This window comes from Streptomyces sp. NPDC037242 (assembly GCF_055604165.1).
Map to the genome: position 1 here is coordinate 62,922 of NZ_JBVJUY010000030.1, position 22,280 is coordinate 85,201.

Consider the following 22,280-nt stretch of genomic DNA (forward strand, 5'->3'; position numbering starts at 1 on the left):
GCCAACAAACCCCACCTGCATGGACATTGCACCTATGACGAACGTCGTGCTGGTGGGAACCCTGGACACCAAGGGTGTGGAGTACGGCTGGTTGCGCGAGCGGCTGCTCGGCGCCGGCGTCGAAGTGGTGTTGGTCGACACAGGAATCATGGGCGAACCCCGGGTGCCCGCCGACGTGCCGCGTGAAGCGGTGGCGCGGGCAGCGGGGACGGAGCTCTCGGAACTACGCGCGGCCGCCGACCGGGGTGCGGCCGTGACCACGATGGCCCGGGGCGCGGAAGCGACCCTCTTGCGCCTGCACGCCGAAGGCCGGCTGCACGGGGTGCTCGCGATCGGCGGCAGCGGCGGCACCTCCATCGCCACCCGGGCGATGCGCGCACTCCCCCTGGGCGTGCCGAAACTGATGGTCTCCTCGATGGCGTCCGGGGACGTGGCCCCGTACGTCGGGTCGGCGGACATCACGATGATGTACAGCGTGGTGGACATCGCGGGGATCAACAGCGTCTCCGCGCCCATCATGGCGAACGCGGTCGAGGCCGTCGCCGGCATGGCCAGGGCCTTCGAGCGCCTCTCACTGGAACTGCGCCGGCCGGTCCCGCTGGGCGCGGGCAGCCGTCCGCTGATCGCGGCGAGCATGGCGGGCGTGACCACGATCGGCGTGGACGCGGCCCGGGAGCGGCTCACCGAACTCGGCTACGAGGTCCTGGTCTTCCACGTCAGCGGCACCGGCGGGCGCACCCTGGAGAAGCTCGCCGGCCAGCGGATCTTCGCCGGCGTCCTCGACCTCACCCTCAGCGAGCTGGCAGACGACCTGTGCGGCGGGATCCTCACCGCGGGCCCCGACCGGCTCAGTGCGGCGGGGCGGGCCGGGATTCCGCAGGTGGTGAGCCTGGGCGCGCTGGACATGGTGAAGTTCGGCCCGCTGGAGACCCTGCCGGAACGGGCCCGCCACCGGCGGGTCCGCGTCCACAACCCCTCGATCACGGTGGTCCGTACGACCGAGGCCGAATGCACCGAGCTGGGCCGCAGGGTCGCCGCGAAACTCCGTGCGGCCACCGGCCCCACGGCGGTCTGCGTCCCACTGCGCGGACTGTCCACGCTCGGCGCGCCGGGCGGCCCCTATCATGACCCCGACGCGGATCGGGCCCTGTTCTCGGCCCTGCGCGACGGGCTGCGGGGCAGCGCCGCCCGGCTCTACGACTACGACACCCACATCAACGACCCGGACTTCGGACGGGCGGCGGCCGACCGGCTGCACGCCATGATCGGCGCGCGAGCGGCGGCGGCCTGACGCCACCGCCCGTTCCGTGACCCGGCCGAGACCATCACTGGGTCGGGAACCAGCCGTGGCGGGAACGTGTCCCAGATGGTGGCCGGTCCCCTCGGGGGCCGGCCCCGGGGCGCTGTCACGCCCCGCCGCGGCAGAGGGAAGGGCATGAACGGCATGTGGTCGGTTCCCGGTTACACGGAGATCCGCGAGCTCGGCTCGGGCGCGAGCGGCCGCGTGGTGCTCGCCGTCCACGACGGCACCGGCACCGCGGTGGCGGTGAAGTACCTGAACGACCGGATGCTGGAGAATCCTGCCTTCGTCCGGGAGTTCCGGGCGGAGGCCCAACTGCTCGGTGAGCTCCGCTCGCCTTACGTGGTCGGGCTGTACGAGTACGTGGAGGCGCCCGGCGGCGCCGCCATCGTGATGGAACTCGTCGACGGCGTCCCGCTGAACGCCGTGCTCAAACAGAGCGGGCAGACCGGCCCCGAGGCGGCGCTCGTGCTGCTCAAGGGCTCCCTGCTCGGACTCGCCGACGCGCACCGGGCCGGGGTGGTCCACCGCGACTACAAGCCGGCGAACGTGCTGGTCTCGGTGGACGGCACCTCCAAGCTGGTCGACTTCGGGATCGCCACCCGGGAGGGTTCGACGCCCGGAGCGGCGGGCACGCCCGCCTACATGGCGCCGGAGCAGTGGCAGGGCCGGCCGGCCTCGCCCGCGGCGGACGTGTACGCGGCGACGGCGACCTTCTTCGAGTGTCTGACCGGCCGCAAGCCCTTCGACGGGCAGAGCTTCGCGGAGCTCGCGCTCCAGCACGTCGAGTCCCCGGTGCCGGAGACCGAGGCGCCCGAGCCGGTGCGTCCGCTGATCCGGCGGGGCATGGCGAAGTCGCCGGAGCAGCGGCCGGAGGACGCCGAGCGGTTCGTGGCCGAGCTGGAGGGCGTGGCCCTGGCCGCCTACGGGCCGCAGTGGGAGGAGCGCGGACAGCGCAGGCTGGCGGCCCTGGCCGCCCTGCTGCCGCTGCTGTTCCCCTCCGCGGCCGCTTCGGCGCAGGGCACCACCGCACTGGCCACCACCACGCTGCCGGAGCCGCCGCACCGGTGGACCCCCGGCCGGCGCGGCCTGGTCGCGGCCGGGGCGACGCTAGTCCTGGGCATCGTGGCCGTACTCGGCTACCAGGCGGTCGGCGCGGAGCCCGGCGGGGCGAAGGCGCTGAACGCGTTCGCGACGTCGAGCGCATCAGCGGCATCCCCGGCCGGCGGCCCGTCCCCGGACCCGTCGGCCTCGCCGAGCCCGAGCCCGAGCCCGAGCGCCAGCCCGAGCCCGTCGCCCAGTACGACGCCCTCGCCCTCCGCTTCGGCCACCCCGAGCTACAGCAGTTCGCCGTCCCCGAAGCCGACCGCCACGACGTCGCCGACGCCCACGCCCACCCCGACCACGGCCGTCTCCGCGGTGACCGTCACCCTCAAGGCGTCTCCCACGGTGGCCGACGCGTCCGTGCGGCTCAACGTCGAAGGCGGACCCGCCACGGTGACCATCGAGTGGTTCCGCGGCACCGTGCCCAACAGCCTCGCCTTCGCCGACGGCGCCGACAGCCTCACCGCGCAGACCGGCGCGCCGACCACCGTGTCGAAGCAGCACGCCCTCTCACGCACCGGGGGCAACTGCTACCTGACGGCGCGCGTCTCCACCAAGCCCGCCGCGAAACCGTCGTACGCGTACGCGACCTTCCCGATCCCGCGCTGTGTGGAAGTGCCCCGATGAGCGACCCCCGCGCCCCGCAGGGCGACGACGACTACAGCGCCACCGTCCTCGGCAGCCACTGGATCAGCGGCCCGCCGCAGGCTCCGGAACCCGAAACGGTTCGGGACCCGCAGGACTCCCCGGAAGGCCTGGCCCGGACCAAGCAGTTCGACGTTCCGGGCGGCGCCGTCCCGGACCGGGTCGACGGCTCGGTGCTGCGCTTCGGACCCGGGGTCACCGCGGCGCACCCCGCGCCCTTCCCCCTACGGCCGACGCCCCTGCCCCCGCCGCGCCCGCGCGGCGAATGGCGCCGCTACACCCTGGCCTTCGTCGTCCTGCTCGCGGTACTGGCGTACCTGGCCTGGCAGCGGTACGGACCGTCCCTGGAGGTCCGGGAGGTGGCGGTCACCACCGCCCCCCAGGGGCCCGGCTGCGATTCCACCGCCGACGTGGTGGCCGTCGTACGGACCAACGGGCGCCCGGGAGTGATCACCTACCGCTGGGTGCGCAGCGACGGGACCACCTCGGAGCAGCTGACCGAGCGGGTGCCGCGCGGGCAGCGCGAGGCCCGGCTGCACCTGCTGTGGACCTTCCAGGGCGCGGGGAGCTACCCGGCGAAGGCCGAGGTCCAGCTGGTCTCGCCCGCGCACCGGACGGCCGCGACGGAGTTCACGTACCGCTGCCGCCCGTAGCCCGCTCGTCGTCGCGCATGAAGCCCAGGGGCCCTTCGGCCCCAGGGTGCGGGCCGCCGGGCGGTACTTCCGGCCAGGGTGGGCGTGGCCGTCCGGCCGAAGCGCGCGGGCCTCGTCCGCTGGTTGACTCGGAAGCGTTGACGAGGGCTCAGGGACGCCCTCCGGCACCCCTGCGCGTCACGTTCCAGCCGGCGAACACCCCAACCGGAGCGTGGCCGTCCCGCACGGATGCCAAGTCCGCGCGGGAGGCCCGCGGCTGCTTTGGGGAGCGGCTGCGGGCCGCTTCGCGTTCGCGTTCGCGTTCAGAGCCGGGCGTGCGCCGTGATGTCCGCCGCGAACTCGCCCGTCATGGCCGGGGTCACCGTCGGGCGGCACTGCGCGACCGCCGCCAGGTAGTCCTCGGTGGTCGCGCCCAGCTGCGCCGCAGCCGCGCCCCGGGCGCCCACCGCCTCCAGGTCCCGTTCGAAGGACACCTGGGCGGCGGTCCGCGCCGCGTGCTCGATGTCGGCCGGGGTGAACATCTCGCTGGCCGCCACCAGGGCCGATACGTCGACGTCCGCGCGGCCCGCCGTGTAGCGCGCCCAGATCGCGGCGCGGGCTCCGGCGTCCGGGGTACCGATCGGGATCAGGTAGTCGAAGCGCCCGGGCCGCAGGAAGGCCGGGTCGAGTGAGCGGATGGAGTTGGTCGCGCAGACCAGCAGCCGCTCGTCGCCCTCCCGGAAGCCGGGTATCAGCTTGAGCAGCTCGTTGGTCACCCCGTGGATGCCGCCGGGCTGCGCGGGCTCGGTGCGTACGGGCGCGATCTCCTCGACCTCGTCGATGAAGACGAGCACCCGCTCCAGCTCGGCGATCCGGGCGAAGGCGTCGCGCAGGGCGGTGGACAGGTTGCCCTGGTCGGCGAGGCGGGAGGGCAGCAGTTCCACGAAGGGCCAGCCGAGCCGCGAGGCGATGGCGCGCGCGAAGGTGGTCTTGCCCGTGCCGGGCGGGCCGAAGAGGGTGATGGCGCGCGGCGGCCGCACCCCGTGCGCGGCGGCCCGCTCGGGTTCGGCGAGCGGCAGCACCACACGCCGCTCGATGAGGTCCTTCTCCTTCTCCATGCCGGCGACCTTGGTCCACAGGTCGTTCGGCAGGAAGCGGCCGCCGAGGTCGTCGAGGAGGCCCGCGGCCGGACCGTGCAGCGGCTCGGTCTTCTCGAAGTAGGCGACGGCGGGCTGCCGCGTGTACCCGGCGTTGAGCAGGCCCTCGCCGAGCAGGTCCTCCTCGGGCAGGACGTAGGCGATGCGGCCGACGCGGGCCGCGATGAGCCGGCGCTCCAGCTCGACGAGCAGGGCGCTGGCCAGGCCGCGGCCGCGCCAGCCCGCGGCGATGGCGATGCGCATGACCCAGGCCCGCTCGCCGGTGACGCAGGCGAGGGCCGCGCCGATCGGGACTCCCTGGTGGACGGCGACGACGCAGGGCTGCCGGTCCGTGAGGGCGCTGATGCACTCGGCGAGGGAGAAGACGGACTCCTGGCCGAGTTCGGCCGTGGTGTCGATCAGGTGGACGACGGCGGCGAGATCGCTCTCGCGGTAGTCGTGGATGAGCCAGTTCACCGGGTACCGCCCCTCGTTGGTGCTCTTGGGGCGAGGCTAGGTGCGGGCGGGCCGTGCGTTCACGCTCCGCGGCGCACAACACCGTGTCCGGAAATCCGCCGCCGCGTCCATAGACTGGTGGCTTCCGCCCGAACCGCCCACCGAGGATCCGCGCGCCTTCATGCCTTCCGACATATCCCGTCCTCCGTCCGGCCGGCGCCGGCACCTCGTGTGGCTGCTTCCGGTCCTGTGGATCCTCTCCCTCGGCCTGTGGGGGCTCTCCCGGCAGGACAGCGTGTGGCGGGACGAGGCGGCGACCTGGCAGGTGGCCGGGCGCTCGGCGGGCGAGATCTGGCAGATGCTCGCGAACGTCGACGCCGTGCACGGCCTGTACTACCTGCTGATGCACGGGCTCTTCGAGGTGTTCGGGGCGAGTACGGCGACGCTGCGGCTTCCGTCCGTGCTCGCGGTCGCGGCCGCCGCGGCGTGCGTGGCGCTGATCGGGCGCCGGCTGGCGGGCTTCTGGGCGGGGCTCGGGGGCGGGCTGGCGCTGGGGCTGCTGCCGGCGGTGCAGTTCTACCTCCAGGAGGGCAGGCCGTACGCCCTGGTCGCGGCCGGGGCGGCGGGGTCGACCCTGCTGCTGGTGTCGCTCGTGTCGGACCGGTCCGGGCGGCGGACGTGGCCGCGCTGGACGGCGTACGGGCTGGCCGTGCTGGTCTGCGCCCTGCTGAACTGGCTGTCGCTGCTGGTGCTGCCCGCGCATGCGGCGACCCTGTGGTGGGCGCGCTCGGGCCGCGCCGTGTGCGGGCGCTGGCTGCTCGCCTCGGGGGCCGCGGTGGCGGGGGCGCTGCCGCTGGTCCTGTTCAGCCGGGGCCAGTCCGACCAGGTGTCGTGGATACCGCCGCTGACCTGGCACATGCTGATCGGTCCGGGGATCCTGCTGGCGATCGGCGGGCTCGGGGCCCTGGCGGACCGGTGGAACCGGCCGCGTGCGGGGCGGCTGTCCTTGGCCGCCGTCGGGCTGCCGCTGCTGGCCGTTCCCCAGCTGGGGCTGACCGGGCTCTCCCTGGTGCAGCCGCTGTTCCTGGACCGGTACGTGCTGTTCAGCATGGCCGGTCTGGCGCTGCTGATCGGCGCCGCGCTGGGCGCCGCCGTGCGCGTCACCGCGCCCCGGTTCCCGCGCGTGGCGTGCCTGCTCGTGCCGGGCGTGGTCGGGGTCGCGGTGCTCGCGCTGCTGCCGGTGGAGCTGGGCAAGCGGGCCCCCGCCAGCCGGGTCGACGACGTGCTGGCGGTCGCCGGGGAGGTGGCCCGGCTGAAGCACGACGGGGACGCGGTGCTGTTCGTACCGGCGGCGCGGCGGGACACCGCGCTGGTGTCGCCGGGGGCCTTCACGGGGCTGGCGGACATCGCGCTGGCCCGTACGCCGGTCGCCTCGGGCACGCTCAAGGGCGAGGAGGCGGACCCGGCGCGGATCCGGGCGGCGCTGCTCGCGCAGGAACGGGTGCTGCTGGTGACGGACGCGGCGAAGGTGGCGAAGCCGCCCGGGTCGGACCGGGACAAGACGAAGGCGGCGGTCCTCAAGGAGCGGTTCAGGGTGGTGGAGGACCACCAGGTCCGTGGCCGCCGGGTGACGGTGTACGAACGGCGCTAGAGCGGGGGCCCGGCGGGGCCCGTGCCCGGTCCCTGTGCCCCGGGCCGTGATCCGCAGCCGTGATCCACGGCCCGTGATTCACAGCGGATTCATATGGAATTTCGGCCTCCGGACATAGCTTCGCCGGAGAGGCTCGGAGCATGATCCAGTGCACCCTCCCCCGACCCGGCCGCCGCTCCCGCGTTCGTGCCCGGCGGACGTCCCGGATCCTGCTGTCCCTCACCGCGATGGCCGCGCTGCTCAGCGTGGACCTGCCCGACGCCATGGCCGAACCGCCGCTCGGCGTCACCGCGGAGGCCGTCCCCGACGCGGCCGCCGACCGGGTGGGCGCGCTCTTCGCGGGCGGGCTCGACGGCGGCCACTTCTGCACCGCCGCGGTGGTGCGCAGCGACGACCGCAACGTGATCGCCACCGCCGCGCACTGCCTCGGCGACCTGGAGGGCACCGTCTTCGCACCGGGCTACCGGGACGGCAGGGCCCCGTACGGCGTGTGGCGGCTGACCAGTATGTACGTGGCCCCGGACTGGACGGACGGGGAGGACCCGGACGACGACATCGCGTTCGCGACGGTCGCTCCGGTCGACGGGCGGGAGGTCGAGGACGCCGTGGGCGCCTTCCCCGTGGCCCCCGAGCAGCCGGGCGACGCGACGGTCACGGTCGTCGGCTACCCGAGCAGCGGCGAGACCCCGCTGCGCTGCGCCAACGACACGACGCTGATCTCCGAGACCCAGCGCCGCATCGAGTGCCCGGACCTCAGCGGCGGCACGAGCGGCAGCCCCTGGCTGGTCGACGGCGCCCTGGCGGGCGTCCTGGGCGGCTACGAGGGCGGCGGGACCGTCCCCGAGGTCTCGTACAGCGCGGTCATGGGCGACCAGGCCGTCGAGCTCTACCGGGAGGCGGCCGTCTCCGACTGACCCGCCTACTGCTGCGGGGCGCCGGCGGGCATCGCGAACCAGGTCGGCTCGTCCCGCAGAGCCCGGTGGATGCGGTCGAGGGCGAACGGCTCCAGCGGCGGCAGGGCGTCCACCTCGAACCAGGCCACCTCCAGCGACTCGTGGTCGTTGGCCCGCGCCTCGCCGCCGGTGGCCCGGCAGCGGAAGGTGATGTCCTGGAACTGGCAGATGTCCCCGTTGGGGTAGGTGATCGGCTCCAGCATCTGGACGAGGACCACCCGCTCCGGTACGCAGGTCACCGCGGTCTCCTCGTACACCTCGCGCACCGCCGTCTCGGCGGGCTGCTCCCCCGGCTCCGCGATTCCGCCCACGACGGACCAGCGCCCGGTGTCGGACCTCCGGCCGAGCAGGACCCGGCCCAGGTCGTCGATGACGACGGCCGTGACGCCGGGCAGCAGGAGCAGCTGGTGCCCGGCGGTGGCCCGGAGCTCTCGGATGAAGTCAGGTGTGGTCATCCCCCGACCCTAAGCGGCGCCGGGACGCGGCTCAGCCCCGGCGGGCCCGGATCCGACGGGCGAGAACCCAGCCGAATCCGGCGGCGGCGATGGCCAGCAGGGCGTACTCCGGCAGCGGCCCGAAGCGCGTCGCCGGGGTCTCGGTGGAGCGCAGCGGGATCTCGTCGACGAGTGCGTCGGCGGTGAACATCTCGGTCTGCTTGACGATCGTTCCGTCGGGCCGGATGACCGCGCTGACCCCGCTGGTGACCGGGACGAGGACGGTCCGGCTGTGCTCGACGGCCCGCACCCGGTCCATCGCGAGCTGCTGGTACGTCATCTGAGTGCGGCCGAAGGTGGCGTTGTTGCTGGGCACGGCGATCACCTGGGCGCCGGCCCGGACGGTGGAGCGGACGGCGTCGTCGAAGGCGGCCTCGTAACAGGTGACCATGCCGACGCCGGAGCCCGCCATGTCGAAGACGCCGGGCTCCTTGCCGGGGCCGAAGTCGCGGCGCACCCGGTCCACGTCGGAGCTGAAGAGCCGGACGAAGGAGCGCATGGGGATGCGCTCGCCGAACGGCTGGATCTTGCGCTTGTCATAGGTCTCGGTGGGGCCCTTGACGGGATCCCACAGGATCATCGTGTTGCGCAGCGGCCCGGTCTCCGGGACCAGCACGGAGCCGATCGCCACGGGCACGCCGATGGCCTTGACCGCCTGGTCGATCACCGCGTAGGCGTCGGGCTCGCGGTACGGGTCGATGTCGGAGGAGTTCTCCGGCCAGACGACGAAGTCGGGCTGCTTGGCGCGGCCGGCCTTGACGTCCTCGGCGAGCTGGATGGTGCGCTTGGCGTGGTTGTCGAGGACCGCGCGGCGCTGGGCGTTGAAGTCGAACCCGGCGCGGGGCACGTTGCCCTGGATGACGGCGGCCACGGCGGTGCCGTCCTCGGCGGCGTCGGAGACCAGCGGTTTGGCGGCGAGGGCGCCGGCCAGCGGGGCGGCCACGCTCACGGCCGCGAGCAGCGCGGCGCCGGCGCGGCGGGTGTCGGCGCCGACGCGCAGGGCCTCGTAGAGACCGAATCCGCACAGCGCGACCGCGAAGGAGAGCAGCGGGGTGCCGCCGAGCGCGGCGAGCGGGAGGAAGACCCCGTCGGGCTGGCCGAAGGCGAGCTTGCCCCAGGGGAAGCCGCCGAAGGGGGCCCGGGCGCGCAGGGCCTCGCCTGCGACCCAGACGGCCGCGCCCCAGAGCGGCCAGGCGGGCAGCCGGCTGACGAGGGAGATGCCGAGGGCGGTGAGGCCGATGAGGAGGGACTCCAGGGTGGCGAGGGCCAGCCAGGGGACGGGCCCGACGCCCTCGCTGGTCCAGACGAGCAGCGGCAGCAGGAAGCCGAGGCCGTGCAGGAGGCCGAGGCCGAAGCCGGCCCGGGCGCGGCGGCCGTGCAGGCACCACGCGAGCAGGGCGAGGGCGACGGGGGCGAGCCACCACAGGGGGCGGGGCGGGAAGCTGAGGTAGAGCAGCACTCCGGAGAGGGCGGCGAGCGCGGGGCGCACCAGCCGGACCGCCTTGCGCACCGCGGGGCCGCCGGGGGCCGCGTCGGAGGCGGGGCCGGGGGTGGTCAGCCCGGATTCCGGTTCCGCTTCTTCTCGGACGGCGGGCTTCGACGGCTCGTTCCCGGCCGCGCGGGTCGCACTGCTGCTCATCTGGCGGAGTGTACGTCCCCGCGCGCCGCGGCCCCGTACGGACCCACAGCCTGCCTTCCGTATCAGCGTGCGAGGGCCCGCAGGTGGGCCCGGATGACGAGCACCGCGTTCTGGGCGTCGTCCACCGTGACGGTGAAGAGCTTGCCGTCGCCGAGGCGCAGTTCCAGGCCCTCGCCGCGCCGGACGATGATCGCTGTGCCCTTCTCGGGGCGCCAGCGGTAGCCCCAGCCGCCCCACTGCTGGGGGGTGATCCGAGGGAGGAATTCCGCGGAGGTCACGTCGGCGAGCCGGATCCTGCGCCGCGGGAGGCCGATGTGGCCGCAGCGCATCTCCACGGCCTCGGCGTCGATGCTGACGGCGACGTGCACGAAGGCGAGGGTGCCGTAGAGGATGAGGAGCCCCACGGCGAGGCAGCCGATCACGGCCATGAGCAGCGGAATGATGCCGTGGTCCCAGGCGTAGTCGACGGCGAGTTCGATGCCGAGCGCCAGACAGGCCGCTCCGGCTGCGGCGAGCAGCCACTGCGCGCGGTTGGAGGCCCGGCCCGTCCAGAGCGGACCCGGGGGGTGACCGGTCATGTGTAGCAGCGTACTCACGTTCCGCATGTACGCCACCGCCTCTGGTCCACTCGGCCGCCGGCGGGGGACCGGTGCCGCGGGTCAGGGCTGTCGCGCTAATTTGGCCAGACGGATCTAGGAGGCTGCACTGTGAACACCCTGCTGGACCGCGCCGTGGGAGCCGTGCTGGGCTCGGCGGCCGGTGACGCGCTCGGCGCGCCCTACGAGTTCGGACCGGCCGGGCAGTTGACGGCGCGCGGCCAGGAGATGCGCGGGGGCGGCGGCTGGGACCCGGGCGAGGCCACCGACGACACGCAGATGGCGGTACTGGTCGGCGAGTCCCTGCTGGAGCACGGCGGGCTCGAACTCCCCGACGTCTTCGCGCGGTTCCGGCGCTGGGCGGCGGGGCAGCCCAAGGACATCGGGCTCCAGACCGAGTCCGTGCTGACCAACGGCGAGCCCTGGGATCTGGCCGCCGCTCTGCACTTCCAGACCAACGCCCGGGCGGCGGGCAACGGTTCCCTGATGCGGGCCTCGACCTCGGCGGTGTACTTCGCCCCCGCGGGCCGGGCCGGCACCATGGACGCCGCCCGGCGGATCGCGGCGCTCACGCACGGCGACCGGGCGGCCTGGGAGGGTACGGCCGTCCTGCACGAGCTCGTACGGGCGGCCCTGGGCGGGGCCGATCCGCTGGCCGCGCTGCCCGGAGCCCTGGAGGCGGTGCACCCCGACCACTGCGAGCGGTACGCGCGGGTGCTCGCCCCCGACTGGCACCCGGGGCTGGCCACCGAGTTCAACGGGGCGGTCTGGCCCTGCCTGGGCTCGGCGGTGTGGGCGCTGCGCACGACGGGCGGCTTCGCGGAGGCCGTACGGGCCGCCGTGGACCTGGGCGGGGACACCGACACGGTGGCCGCGGTGACCGGCACCCTGGCCGGGGCCCGCTACGGCGCAGCGGCGATCCCAGAGGCCTGGACAGCCCCGCTCCACGTCCCGCTGCCGGGCTTCGGGGACCGGGTCCTGGACGCGGCCGCGCTGGAGGAGCTGGCCGTACGCCTGGCGGCGGAGGGCCCGGGTCAGCGCCCGATGCTTGCGCGGTGACCAGCGAGCAGCCGCCCCTCGGCGTACCCGAGGGCGGCCTCGGGGAGCGCGCCCGGGCGCCCGCTGAGGAGGACGGTCAGGGTTCCGGTGGACGGCAGGTCCGGCGCCGCCTCGGCGCCGAGGCGGCGCAGCGCCTGCAGGGCGACGGGCTCGGCCGAACCGTGGTAGACGAGCTCGGCGCCGCCGGTGCGCTCGGCGAGGGCGGCGCGGATGGTCTCCTCGACCAGCTCGTAGTGCGTGCAGCCGAGCACCACGTCGGTGACGTCCGGCGGGGTGAGCGCGGCCGCGGCCGCGACGGCCCGGACGACCGCGGCCTCGTTGCCGTACTCGACGGCGTCGGCGAGTCCGGGGCAGGGCACCTCGGTGACCCGGGCGCCGGTCGCGAAGTCACGGATCAGTCCGCGCTGGTAGGGGCTGCCGGTGGTGGCAGGGGTGGCCCAGATCGCGACCCGGCCGCCGGCGGCCGCGGCGGGCTTGATGGCGGGCACCGTCCCGATGACCGGGATCGCGGGCTCCAGCTCGACGCGCACGCTCGTCAGGGCGTGCACGGAGGCGGTGTTGCAGGCGACGATCAGCGCGTCCGGCCCCTGCGCGCGGGCGGCGCGGGCGACGGCGAGTGCGCGCTCGGTGAGGTCGGCGGGGGTCCGCGGCCCCCAGGGCATCCCGTCGGGGTCGGACGACAGCACGAGATCCGCGTCCGGCCGCAGCCGCCGCACCGCGGCAGCCGCCGCGAGGAGGCCGATACCGGAGTCCATCAGGGCGATCTTCACCTGGTCACCTTAGTCGACGACCCCCCGCATCCACCCCCACCACCGCCACAGCCGGGTGCCCGGCCCCGGGGCCCGGGGCCGAGTCCCGGTGCCCGGGCGCGGGGTCCGGGGCCGAGTCCCGGTGCCCGGGCGGGGGGACCGGGGCCAGGGCCCGGAGTCCGGACCCCGGGGTGCGCGGGGTCGGGGCAGCGTGCCCGGCGCGGAACGCCGGCGGCGCGCCGTGCAAAACCGCGGGCCCCGGCCCGCCGGCGCTCCGTCCCCGCCAACATCCGGGTCCGGGCTCCGGGCGCGGGACCCGGGGGCAGCGCCCGGGATCCGACTCTGGGGGCGCAGCGCGCGGGGCAGCGCCCGAGTCCGGGCTCCGCGGGAGGGGCGCGGCCAGGGCCCGGGAGGCGCGGGGCCAGGGGCCCGGACCGGGGGGACGCAGGGTCCGGGGCAGGGTGCCCGGCGCTGAGTCCTGGCGATGCCCCAGTCCGAATCCACCCGCGCCGTGGGCCGCAAGCCGGCCGCCCCGACCCGCCCGCGTTCCGGCCCCGCCGACGTCCGGGACCGGGGCCAGGGCCCGGGAGCCGGGCTCCGGGGGCGCAGGGCCGGGGCCGGGGGGCCGGGCTCCGGGGGCGCAGGGCCGGGGCCGGGAGCCCGGCGCGGAACGCCGACGGCGCGCCGCTCCGAACCCACCCGCGCCGGGGGCCACAAGTCGGCCGCCCCGACCCGCCCGCGTTCCGGCCCCGCCGACGTCCGGGCTCCGGGCTCCGGGCTCCGGGCTCCGGGCTCCGGGCTCCGGGCTCCGGGCTCCGGGCTCCGGGCTCCGGGCTCCGGGCTCCGGGCTCCGGGGCAGGGTGCGGCTCGGCGCTGCGAGGCCGCGCGGGCCGGGGGCCGTTCCGGGCCCGCCCGGCGGTTGCGGTGCGCGGGCCGGGACGGGGCACCGCGCGGAGGGGCCCGCCGCGTGTCGGGGCCGGCAACGACACCGCCGCCCGGCCGTGCCGAATCCGCCCGTGGGTCCGTGGGGCCCGGCAGACTTCCGTCATGGGCCTCCTCACCGCCGCCGCCTTCGTCTCGCTCGCCGTCTGGCTCTGGCTCGCCCTCGGGCAGGGCATGTTCTGGCGGACCGACGTCCGGCTCCCGCCGCGCAGCGACCCCGCCCGCTGGCCGTCCGTCGCGATCGTGGTCCCGGCCCGGGACGAGGCCGAGGTGCTGCCCCGCAGCCTGCCCTCGCTGATCGCCCAGGACTATCCCGGCGAAGCCGAGGTCATCCTGGTCGACGACGGCAGTACGGACGGCACCGCCGACCTCGCCCGCCGCCTCGCCCGCGAGTACCCCGGCCTCCCCCTCACCGTCGCCTCCCCGGGCGACCCCGCCCCCGGCTGGACCGGCAAGCTCTGGGCGCTGCGCCACGGCATCGCGCTCGCCCGCACCGCGCACGCGGACGAGCCCGACTACCTGCTCCTCACCGACGCCGACATCGCGCACGAGCCCGACAGCCTCCGCGAGCTGGTCGCCGCCGCGACCTCCGCCGATCTCGACCTCGTCTCCCAGATGGCGCGGCTGCGCGTCGTCAGCGTCTGGGAGCGGCTCATCGTTCCGGCCTTCGTGTACTTCTTCGCGCAGCTCTACCCCTTCCGCCGGATCAACCGCCCCGCCGGCCGGACCGCGGCGGCCGCCGGCGGCTGCGTGCTGCTGCGCACGCGGACGGCCGTGCGCGCCGGTGTACCGGACTCGATCCGGCAGGCCGTCATCGACGACGTCTCGCTCGCCCGCGCGGTGCGCCGCTGCGGCGGCCGGATCTGGCTCGGACTCGCGGAACGGGTCGACAGCGTGCGCCCGTACCCCGCGCTCGGCGACCTGTGGCGGATGGTCTCGCGCAGCGCCTACGCCCAACTGCGCCACCACCCGCTGGTGCTGGCCGGCGCGGTGGCCGGGCTGACCCTCGTCTACCTGGTGCCGCCCGCCGCCCTCCTGGCGGGCCTCGCGGCCGGGCGCCCCGCCACCGCCTGGGCCGGCGCCCTCGCCTGGCTGCTGATGGCCGGCACCTACCTGCCGATGCTGCGCTACTACCGGCAGCCGGCGAGGCTCGCTCCGCTGCTTCCGTTCACGGCGCTGCTGTACCTCCTGATGACCGTCGACTCGGCCGTGCAGCACTACCGCGGACGGGGGGCGGCCTGGAAGGGCCGTACCTATGCCCGGCCCAGCGACGCCTGAAACCGCCACGCACCGGATAAACCTCGCGGACGCCGGAGTCATCCGAGGTCACCGGCTTGTGACGCTGCGTCAGTACGAAGTCGGTGCAACACCCAACCGGTGAGTACGAGTAGGAACAAGCTGGGGTGGAAGTGACGAATCGTGCACGTGAACGCCAAGTGAAAGGTGGGGCCCTGACCTGCGAAGATGCAGGTCAGGGCGGTGTTGGTGACACCTCGCTATGGACCCGGTGAAGTCGTGGGCTTAACTTAGGTCCCATGACCTCCCCCCGCTCCACTTATGGCGGCGGTTACTACTCCGCGCCCTCCTTCCCGGACACCCCCATCTACGATTCCCTCGTCGCCGAACGCGGCACCCCGCAGATCGCCCCGATCCGCGTCCCGGCCGCCTACGACTCCCCGAGCACGGGCTATTCGAGCGGTGGGTACCTTCCGGCTCTCCCGTCGGCGCTGCCCGCGCTGCCGGCCGCGCTGCCCCCGGCCATGCCGCAGCAGCACGCCCCGGCGTACGGGTACCCGTACCAGCAGCAGGCCACGCAGCAGCCGATGCCGCTGCAGCAGGCGCCCGCGCCGTACATCCCGCAGCAGCAGCCGCTCGCCGCCCGCACGGGATACATGCCGCAGCCCCAGCCGCAGCAGCCCCGCCCGGTCGCCACGGGCACCGGGTACGAGGCCATGCGTCCGGCCTCGCCGCGTCCGATGCAGATGCAGCCCGCGCCGGTGCCGGCCGCCACGTACGAGGACCCGTACGGCCGCCAGTACCAACAGGGACGGGGCTACTGACCGACCGGAGGCGGCTGGCACTATGCCTCCATGTCGAACTTGCATGTCCAGGCGCTCCACGTCCATCCCGTCAAGTCGGTAGCGGGGACAGCTCCCGACGAGGTGGCCGTGGAGCCCTGGGGTCTGTCCGGCGACCGCCGGTGGGCGGTGGTGGACACCGAGGGCACGGTCATCACCCAACGCCAGCAGCCGCGGCTGGCCTTGGCCACGGCCCGTCCGCTGGGGAGCGGCGGGGTGGCACTGTCGGCACCGGGCATGCCGGACGTGCTCGTGGAGGTACCCGAACCGGGGCCGCTGGAGCCGGTCGTCCTGTTCGGGAAGAAGGTCGAGACCGTGGTCGCGGCGGGCGCCGCGGCCGACTGGTTCAGCGCGTACCTCGGGGTGCCGGCGCGACTGGTGCACCTGGACGACCCGGCCGTACGCCGGCCCGTCGATCCCCAGTACGCGCTGCCCGGCGAAACCGTGAGCCTGGCCGACGGCTATCCGCTGCTGATCGCCACCCTCGCCTCGCTGGACGCCCTCAACTCGCTGATCGCCCAGGGCGACCACCCCGATGAGGGGCCCCTCCCGATGAACCGGTTCCGCCCCAATGTGGTGGTCGCCGGGGCCGAGGCGTGGGCCGAGGACGGCTGGCGGCGCGTCGCGATCGGCGACGCCGTCTTCCGGGGGGCCAAGGAGTGCGGGCGGTGCATCGTCACGACCACCGACCAGGCGACGGCGCAGCGCGGCAAGGAGCCGCTGAAGACCCTGGGCAAGCACCGTCGCATCGGCAAGTCGCTCGCCTTCGGCCGGCTGCTGGTGCCGGTGCGCCTCGGCACCCTGCGCGTCGGCGACGAGGTCCGCGTACTGGAGTGACTCGTTCGAGGGGCTCTCGAAGAATGCTGGAACCAAGCACCACGACGGGGCCGTTGGACCATTCAATACGTGTGAGGAAAAGTCGCCGCGGACAGACACATCCCGAGCGACTCCTCCTCCGGCATGCCCCACAGGACATGCACCGGATTGGGTGACACAAGTCTCGCGAGTCCCGGAATGCGCGTCACCGGGGGGTGCGGGAGGCTTGGACGGCAGACAGACGGAGACTGGCACAAGTAGGGGGAGCCGGACCGTGCGGACAGCAATGGGTGTTTGGCGTTGGCGGCGCAATCCGCTGCGCCGCCAGACGGACCTTTTCGAGGCGTGGGTGGCGTTCGCCGCGCTGGTGTGCGTCCTGGTGGCGGCTCCGGCCGTCGGCTGGGTGGCCGGGGTCCAGGTCGACGGGACGCTTCAGCGGGCCGTGCGCGAGCAGCGGCAGGAGCGCTACCTCGTCCCCGCGGTGGTGGTCCGGCCGACCCCGGGGCCGCCCGCGGGAGCGGCCGCCGATCCGGCGGCGCAGCGGCAGGCCCCGCAGCGCAGCCAGATCCTGGCCGCGTGGACCGCGCCCGACGGCAGCAGCCACCAGGGCACGGTGCCGGCCGCGGAGGAGCCCCCGCGCGCCGGCGACAAGTTCCGGATCTGGACCGACACCGAGGGCCGGGTGGTGGGACGTCCGCTCGACCCGGCCGCCGCGAACTTCCACGCGGTGATGGCGGGCCTCGCGTCCGCACTGGCCGCCGCCGCGCTGGTGGAGACCGTGCGGCGACTGGTCGTACGACGGCTCATGCATCGGCGGTACATACGGCTGGACCGTGCGTGGGCCGCGGTGGGACCCGATTGGGGCCGGGCGGGCGCGGGCAGCTGACCTGGCAACTCCCGGGCCCCGCGCGCGCTACGGTGGAGCGGCCAGATCAGTCGCTTCAGTCGCTTTGAGTGGCTCCGGTCGCATCGACAGCGCGAGTACGAGGGTGGGGGCACGACAGCACCATGGCTCAGGGCACGGTCCAGGTGACGCACGGCGGGTCTTCGCGGTGGCGTCGCCGCTCCGGTGAGTATCCGACGCTGTCCGCAGCGCTGGCCGTGGCGGGCGACGGGGACGTGCTCTCGATCGCCCCCGGCACCTACCGGGAGAACCTGGTCCTCAACCACGCCGTGACCCTGCGCGGGCCGGAGGGCGCGGTGGGTTCCGTGCGCATCGCCCCGCCCGACGGGGTCGCCCTGACCGTGCGCGCCTCGGCCGTGGTGCAGGACCTGTACCTGGAGGGCCAGGACCGGGCGGCGCCCGCGCTGCTCGTCGAGGACGGCTCCCCCGAACTCACCGACCTGCGGGTCAGCACCCGCTCGGCGGCCGGCATCGAGGTCCGCGGCGGGGCCCGGCCGCTCGTGCGGCGGTGCACGGTGGAGAACCCGACCGGGGTCGGCATCTCCGTACTCGACGGCGGCGGCGGGGTGTTCGAGGAGTGCGAGGTCGTGGCGGCCGGCCAGACCGGCGTCTCGGTGCGCGGGGGCGGCCGCCCCCGGCTGGAGCGCTGCCGGATCCACCACGCCACCGGCGCGGGCATCGGGGTCACCGGCGAGGGCTCCGGCCTGGAGGCGCTGGGCTGCGAGGTGTACGAGATCAAGGGCGCGGGCGTGCAGGTCGCCGCGCGCGCCGCCGCGGTGCTCACCGACTGCTCGGTGCACCGCACTTCGGCCGACGGCGTCACCCTGGACACGGACGCGGTGCTCACCCTGGCCGGCTGCGACATCCACGACATCCCCGAGAACGCGGTGGACCTGCGCTCGCGTTCGGTGCTCACCCTCAGCCGCACCACCGTGCGCCGCTTCGGCCGCAACGGCCTGTCCGTGTGGGATCCGGGCACCAGGGTCGTCGCCGAGTCCTGCGAGATCCACGACAGCACGGGCGACTATCCGGCGGTGTGGATCAGCGACGGCGCCAGTGCATCGCTGGACTCGTGCCGGGTGCACGACGTGCCGGACGCCCTGTTCGTACTGGACCGGGGTTCACGCGCGGACGTCGTCGACAGCGACCTGTCGCAGGTGCGCAACACCGCCGTCTCGGTGAGCGACGGGGCGACCGTGCAGCTCGACGACTGCCGGATCCGGGAAGCCGCGACGGGAGCCTGGTTCCGCGACCACGGCAGCGGCGGCACCCTCGCCAACTGCACCGTCGACGCCGTCCAGACGGGCGTGATCGTGACCAAGGGCGCCGATCCGGTCCTGGAACGGTGCACGGTCAGCTCCCCCACCGAGGCCGGGTTCTACGTGTCGGCGGGCGGCCGCGGCAGTTTCACGGCCTGCCGGGTGACGGGCAGCGCCGGCTTCGGCTTCCACGTCCTCGACGGCTGCCGCACCGCGCTGGACCGCTGCCACACCGAGCGCTGCGCGCGCGGCGGCTACGAGTTCGCGGAGGACGGCCCGAGCGCGGTGGAGTGCACCAGCGACGAGCCGGGACCGCGGCTCGCTGCCCAGTCGGCCTCGGCCGGCGGTCAGGCCGGGGCCCGGCCGGGGATCCGTACGGTGTCCGCGCCCGCGTCCGCGGCGCTGGGCCCGGTGGCACGGGCCGCGGCGGACGTGCCCGCCCCGCGGCCGGCCGACGAGGCGGACCCGGCCGCGTCCGCGGCGGCCCGCGGCTCCGGGGAGGTGCTGAGCCAGCTCGACGCGCTGGTGGGGCTGGACAGCGTCAAGCGCGAGGTCCGCGCGCTCACCGACATGATCGAGGTGGGCCGCAGGCGGCAACAGGCGGGCCTCAAGGCCGCGTCGGTGCGCCGGCACCTGGTCTTCACCGGCTCCCCCGGCACCGGCAAGACCACGGTGGCCCGGCTGTACGGCGAGATCCTGGCCTCGCTCGGGGTGCTGGAGCGCGGCCACCTGGTCGAGGTGTCGCGCGTGGACCTGGTCGGCGAGCACATCGGCTCCACGGCGATCCGTACCCAGGAGGCCTTCGACCGGGCCCGCGGCGGCGTCCTGTTCATCGACGAGGCGTACGCGCTGGCGCCCGAGGACTCGGGCCGCGACTTCGGCCGCGAGGCGATCGACACGCTGGTGAAGCTGATGGAGGACCACCGGGACGCGGTGGTGGTGATCGTCGCCGGGTACACGGCGGAGATGGACCGGTTCCTCACCGTCAATCCGGGCGTGGCCTCACGGTTCTCGCGGACCATCACCTTCGGGGACTACGGGCCGGGGGAACTGCTGCGGATCGTGGAACAGCAGGCGGAGGAGCACGAGTACCGGCTCGGCGAGGGCGCGGCCAAGGCCCTGCTGGAGTACTTCACGGACCTGCCCAAGGGCCCGGCCTTCGGCAACGGCCGCACCGCGCGCCAGACCTTCGAGTCGATGGTCGAACGGCACGCGGGGCGGGTGGCGCAGCTGTCGGAGCCGAGTACCGACGACCTCACCCTGCTGTTCCCGGCGGATCTGCCGGCGCTCCCGGCGCCGGCGGTACTGCCGGCGGCGCCGGCTCCGTACTGAGCCTCGCGGCCGGTACGGCGGCCCGTGCGCCCGCCGCCAGCCGTACGAGCAGTGCGTCGCGTTCGGCGGCGAAGGCGGGGTCGGCCTGGTAGTCGGAGTGGCCCAGGATCGGCGCGGGCAGCGGGTGCCGCGCGCTGCGCCCGTAGGCGACCGGGTCGGGCAGCGGGCCGCGGTCCACGGCCTGGTCGGTGCCGGGCAGTACCGGGCCGCCGATGGGGTCTGTGGCGCGCCAGAGGTTGCGCCAGCAGTCGACCTCCCCGTGCAGCGCGGTGAGCGGCCCGGGGCCGAAGTAGGCCGGGAACCAGCGCCCGTAGAGCCGGCCGAGCGGTGACCCGTACGTCAGCAGGGCCACCCGGCGCCGGACGTGCGGGGGCAGTTGCCAGACGGCGGCCGCCGCGAGCACGCTGCCCTGCGAGTGGCCGGAGATCACCAGGCGGCCCCCGGTGCGGCCGGTCCAGCCGGTCATCCGCCAGGCCAGGTCGGGCACGGCGCGCTCGGCGTAGCAGGGCGGGGCGAAGGGGTGGGCGGCCCGGGGCCAGAAGGTGCCGACGTCCCACAGGATGCCGATGGTGCGCCGGGCGGCGGGGTCCCGGTAGGCGCGCCGGCCCCAGGTCACGAAGAGCACGAAGCCGAAGCCGATGAGCCAGGACCCGGCGTCCTGCGCGGCGCGGGCGGCGGTCTCCAGCACCGGGCCGGCGCCGCGGGCCGCCTCGCCCGGGACCCGGCCGCCGATCCAGGCTCCGGCGAGCGCGCCCGCGCCGAGCAGCAGGGTGATCCCGGAGACGGTACCGACGAACCAGGGCGCGGAGTCGGTGAGCGCGGCGGCGGCCCTCGCCCCGGCGATCCGGTGGCTGCGCGACCGGTCGGGGGTCTCCCCCGGGTACTCGGCGGCCACGGTCCGGGCGACCCGGCGCCGCTCCCGGGCCCCGCGGAGCCCGAACCAGGCGGCGAGCAGGGCGAGTACGAGGAGCAGCGGCGGCAGTACGGCGGCCTGCCAGGACAGCAGTACGGGCGGTGCGGGCGGGGGCGGTCCGAGCCGCCCGGGGTCGGCTCCCGCGCCGAGCCAGTCCGCGACGCGCTGGGCGACCCCGCCGGACATCACCCCGCCGAGCGCGCAGCCGAGCACGGCGACGGCCGGGCCGCCGAGGCCGTGCAGGACGGCGGGGTCTCGGCCGGGGGCCCGGCGGTGCAGGTGGGAGGCGACGGCGGCGAGGGCGAGCACGCAGCCGCCCTGGCCCAGCATCAGCACGCCGAAGGCGAGGTCCCCGGAGAGCCGCCCCGTGGAGGTCCAGCCCGGCCGCGACCAGCAGGCATGGAGCAGGACGGCGGCCAGCAGGGCGAGGGCGGCGCCGGGCAGCAGGATGACGGCGGCCCGGTCGAGGCGGTGGTCGGCCCGGGCCTCGGTGCGGCCGCGCCGGCAGACGACCCAGAGCACGACGGCGGCGCAGGCGGCGAGCAGCACTTGCAGCGTCCAGCCGAGGGCTTCGAGCACGGGGGCGGCCGCCCGGCGGTCGTAGCGGGCGGTGGGCGCGGCGACGGCCGCGGCGACCGTCAGCAGCCCGGCGGCGGTGTGCGCCGCGCGCAGCCGGGCCACGAGTCGGCGCCCGTACCAGAATCCGGGCCGGCCGAGCGCGGGCGCGCCGTCGGCGGCGGGGTCGGGGCCGACGGGGTCGGGACCGGTAGCCGGGGCCGGGCCGGCGGCTGCGGGCGGCGGCTGGGACTCGTAGGCGCTCCACGTGCGGCTGGACAGGTACCAGAGCAGCCCGGTCAACGCGAGCGGCACCAGCGCCCCGGCCGCGAGGCGGCGGCCGGGCTGGCCCCACCCGGCGCCGGGCCGCAGGAACGCGGGTCCGGGTGACGCGGCGGCGCTCTGCCAGGCGAAGAGGTCGAGCGCGACCTCGCAGGCGGCCGCGATGAGCAGCACCGTGAGGCTGAGCGCGATGAGCCGCACGAGCACCCCGTACGCCCGCACCGCGCGCGGCGCGCCACGTCCGGCGGGGCGGGCCCAGTGGGCGAGGTTGGCCACCATGAACGGCAGGAGCAGCAGCCACAGCGCGCGGGCGCCGTTGCCGGAGGTGAGCCGGGACCAGCAGTAGGCCTCGGGCACGGGCCGGCCGGCGTACCGCTCGGGGTGGGCCTCGGCATCGGCGTCCTCGGTACGCCGGAAGACGGCGGCGGTGGAGTCGCCGGTGACCCGCACGGTCCGCGGATCGCCGAGCAACTCCCCGGGCGGGTCGCCGGCGACGCCGTGCACGAGCAGTTCCAGCGCGGGCGGGGCAGTGGCAGCGGTAGCAACGACAGGGGCAGGGACAGGGACAGGGCCGGTGACGGTGACGGTGACGGTGACGGTGACGGCAGGATCAGACGGGTCAACGGCATCCGGCACTGCGGCCTCCGCTCGCGGGGCGTGATCGACGCGTTCCAGCATCCCGCGCGCGGTCGTCCCTGCCCAGGTGCCGCACCGCGGGAATCCGGCCCCGCGGCGGACATCTGACGACCCGCCAGCTATGGTGGCCCGCACGCACGTTCCACACC

General features: G+C 75.3%; 17 protein-coding genes. 11 read left to right on the forward strand and 6 right to left on the reverse strand.

The features are described 5' to 3' along the window. The first annotated feature begins 34 nt into the window (after positions 1-34). From ACZ7GJ_RS29365 to ACZ7GJ_RS29375, 3 genes are all read left to right on the forward strand, one after another. Entirely contained in the window at positions 35-1,291 is a 1,257-nt protein-coding gene (locus ACZ7GJ_RS29365; protein ID WP_470755928.1) for a Tm-1-like ATP-binding domain-containing protein, read from the forward strand. Positions 1,292-1,435: 144 nt separating this feature from the next. After that, positions 1,436-3,031 (forward strand): serine/threonine-protein kinase, encoded by a 1,596-nt coding sequence (locus tag ACZ7GJ_RS29370; RefSeq protein ID WP_470755929.1) that lies wholly within the window; start codon positions 1,436-1,438, stop codon positions 3,029-3,031. Continuing rightward, on the forward strand, positions 3,028-3,702 hold the full coding sequence (locus ACZ7GJ_RS29375) for a hypothetical protein (RefSeq protein ID WP_470755930.1): 675 nt from the start codon (positions 3,028-3,030) through the stop codon (positions 3,700-3,702). Before ACZ7GJ_RS29370 ends, ACZ7GJ_RS29375 begins: the two co-directional genes overlap by 4 nt. 302 nt (positions 3,703-4,004) lie before the next feature. Here ACZ7GJ_RS29375 and ACZ7GJ_RS29380 read toward each other — a convergent pair whose 3' ends face one another. Beyond that, positions 4,005-5,294 (reverse strand): ATP-binding protein, encoded by a 1,290-nt coding sequence (locus ACZ7GJ_RS29380; protein WP_470755931.1) that lies wholly within the window; start codon positions 5,292-5,294, stop codon positions 4,005-4,007. Positions 5,295-5,454: 160 nt separating this feature from the next. Between ACZ7GJ_RS29380 and ACZ7GJ_RS29385 the strand changes: the two genes are divergently transcribed. Both ACZ7GJ_RS29385 and ACZ7GJ_RS29390 read left to right on the forward strand, forming a co-directional pair. Next, the gene (locus tag ACZ7GJ_RS29385) at positions 5,455-6,924 is read left to right on the forward strand and encodes a glycosyltransferase family 39 protein (RefSeq protein WP_470755932.1); all 1,470 of its coding nucleotides are present in this window, start codon (positions 5,455-5,457) and stop codon (positions 6,922-6,924) included. A gap of 140 nt (positions 6,925-7,064) precedes the next feature. Continuing rightward, a complete protein-coding gene (locus ACZ7GJ_RS29390; protein ID WP_470755933.1) occupies positions 7,065-7,838 on the forward strand; it encodes a trypsin-like serine peptidase in 774 nt (257 codons plus the stop codon). A 5-nt stretch (positions 7,839-7,843) separates the two neighbouring features. Here the strand turns inward: ACZ7GJ_RS29390 and ACZ7GJ_RS29395 are convergent, their stop codons facing one another. The 3 genes from ACZ7GJ_RS29395 to ACZ7GJ_RS29405 all read right to left on the reverse strand — a co-directional run bounded on the left by ACZ7GJ_RS29395 (position 7,844) and on the right by ACZ7GJ_RS29405 (position 10,588). Beyond that, positions 7,844-8,332 (reverse strand): NUDIX hydrolase, encoded by a 489-nt coding sequence (locus ACZ7GJ_RS29395; RefSeq protein ID WP_365916307.1) that lies wholly within the window; start codon positions 8,330-8,332, stop codon positions 7,844-7,846. A 31-nt stretch (positions 8,333-8,363) separates the two neighbouring features. After that, entirely contained in the window at positions 8,364-10,010 is a 1,647-nt protein-coding gene (lnt, locus tag ACZ7GJ_RS29400) for an apolipoprotein N-acyltransferase (protein WP_470755934.1), read from the reverse strand. A 62-nt stretch (positions 10,011-10,072) separates the two neighbouring features. Continuing rightward, positions 10,073-10,588: a hypothetical protein gene (locus tag ACZ7GJ_RS29405; protein ID WP_470755935.1), complete on the reverse strand. Its 516-nt coding sequence runs from the start codon at positions 10,586-10,588 to the stop codon at positions 10,073-10,075. A gap of 129 nt (positions 10,589-10,717) precedes the next feature. Between ACZ7GJ_RS29405 and ACZ7GJ_RS29410 the strand changes: the two genes are divergently transcribed. Further along, the gene (locus ACZ7GJ_RS29410) at positions 10,718-11,665 is read left to right on the forward strand and encodes an ADP-ribosylglycohydrolase family protein (protein ID WP_470755936.1); all 948 of its coding nucleotides are present in this window, start codon (positions 10,718-10,720) and stop codon (positions 11,663-11,665) included. Here ACZ7GJ_RS29410 and ACZ7GJ_RS29415 read toward each other — a convergent pair. Continuing rightward, positions 11,641-12,435 (reverse strand): glutamate racemase, encoded by a 795-nt coding sequence (locus tag ACZ7GJ_RS29415; RefSeq protein WP_470755937.1) that lies wholly within the window; start codon positions 12,433-12,435, stop codon positions 11,641-11,643. The genes ACZ7GJ_RS29410 and ACZ7GJ_RS29415 overlap by 25 nt on opposite strands. 1,026 nt (positions 12,436-13,461) lie before the next feature. Here ACZ7GJ_RS29415 and ACZ7GJ_RS29420 point away from each other — a divergent pair. The 5 genes from ACZ7GJ_RS29420 to ACZ7GJ_RS29440 all read left to right on the forward strand — a co-directional run bounded on the left by ACZ7GJ_RS29420 (position 13,462) and on the right by ACZ7GJ_RS29440 (position 19,745). Next, entirely contained in the window at positions 13,462-14,634 is a 1,173-nt protein-coding gene (locus ACZ7GJ_RS29420; protein ID WP_470755938.1) for a glycosyltransferase, read from the forward strand. Between the two features lie 257 nt (positions 14,635-14,891). Further along, the gene (locus tag ACZ7GJ_RS29425) at positions 14,892-15,416 is read left to right on the forward strand and encodes a DUF6643 family protein (protein ID WP_470755939.1); all 525 of its coding nucleotides are present in this window, start codon (positions 14,892-14,894) and stop codon (positions 15,414-15,416) included. Between the two features lie 30 nt (positions 15,417-15,446). After that, the gene (locus ACZ7GJ_RS29430; protein WP_470755940.1) at positions 15,447-16,271 is read left to right on the forward strand and encodes an MOSC domain-containing protein; all 825 of its coding nucleotides are present in this window, start codon (positions 15,447-15,449) and stop codon (positions 16,269-16,271) included. A 265-nt stretch (positions 16,272-16,536) separates the two neighbouring features. After that, positions 16,537-17,136, forward strand: coding sequence for an Rv1733c family protein (locus ACZ7GJ_RS29435; RefSeq protein WP_470755941.1), 600 nt, complete (start codon positions 16,537-16,539; stop codon positions 17,134-17,136). Positions 17,137-17,258: 122 nt separating this feature from the next. Next, positions 17,259-19,745: a right-handed parallel beta-helix repeat-containing protein gene (locus ACZ7GJ_RS29440; RefSeq protein ID WP_470755942.1), complete on the forward strand. Its 2,487-nt coding sequence runs from the start codon at positions 17,259-17,261 to the stop codon at positions 19,743-19,745. Here the strand turns inward: ACZ7GJ_RS29440 and ACZ7GJ_RS29445 are convergent. After that, entirely contained in the window at positions 19,669-22,173 is a 2,505-nt protein-coding gene (locus tag ACZ7GJ_RS29445; RefSeq protein ID WP_470755943.1) for a hypothetical protein, read from the reverse strand. The two genes, ACZ7GJ_RS29440 and ACZ7GJ_RS29445, sit on opposite strands and share 77 nt — an antisense overlap. Positions 22,174-22,280 lie beyond the last annotated feature (107 nt).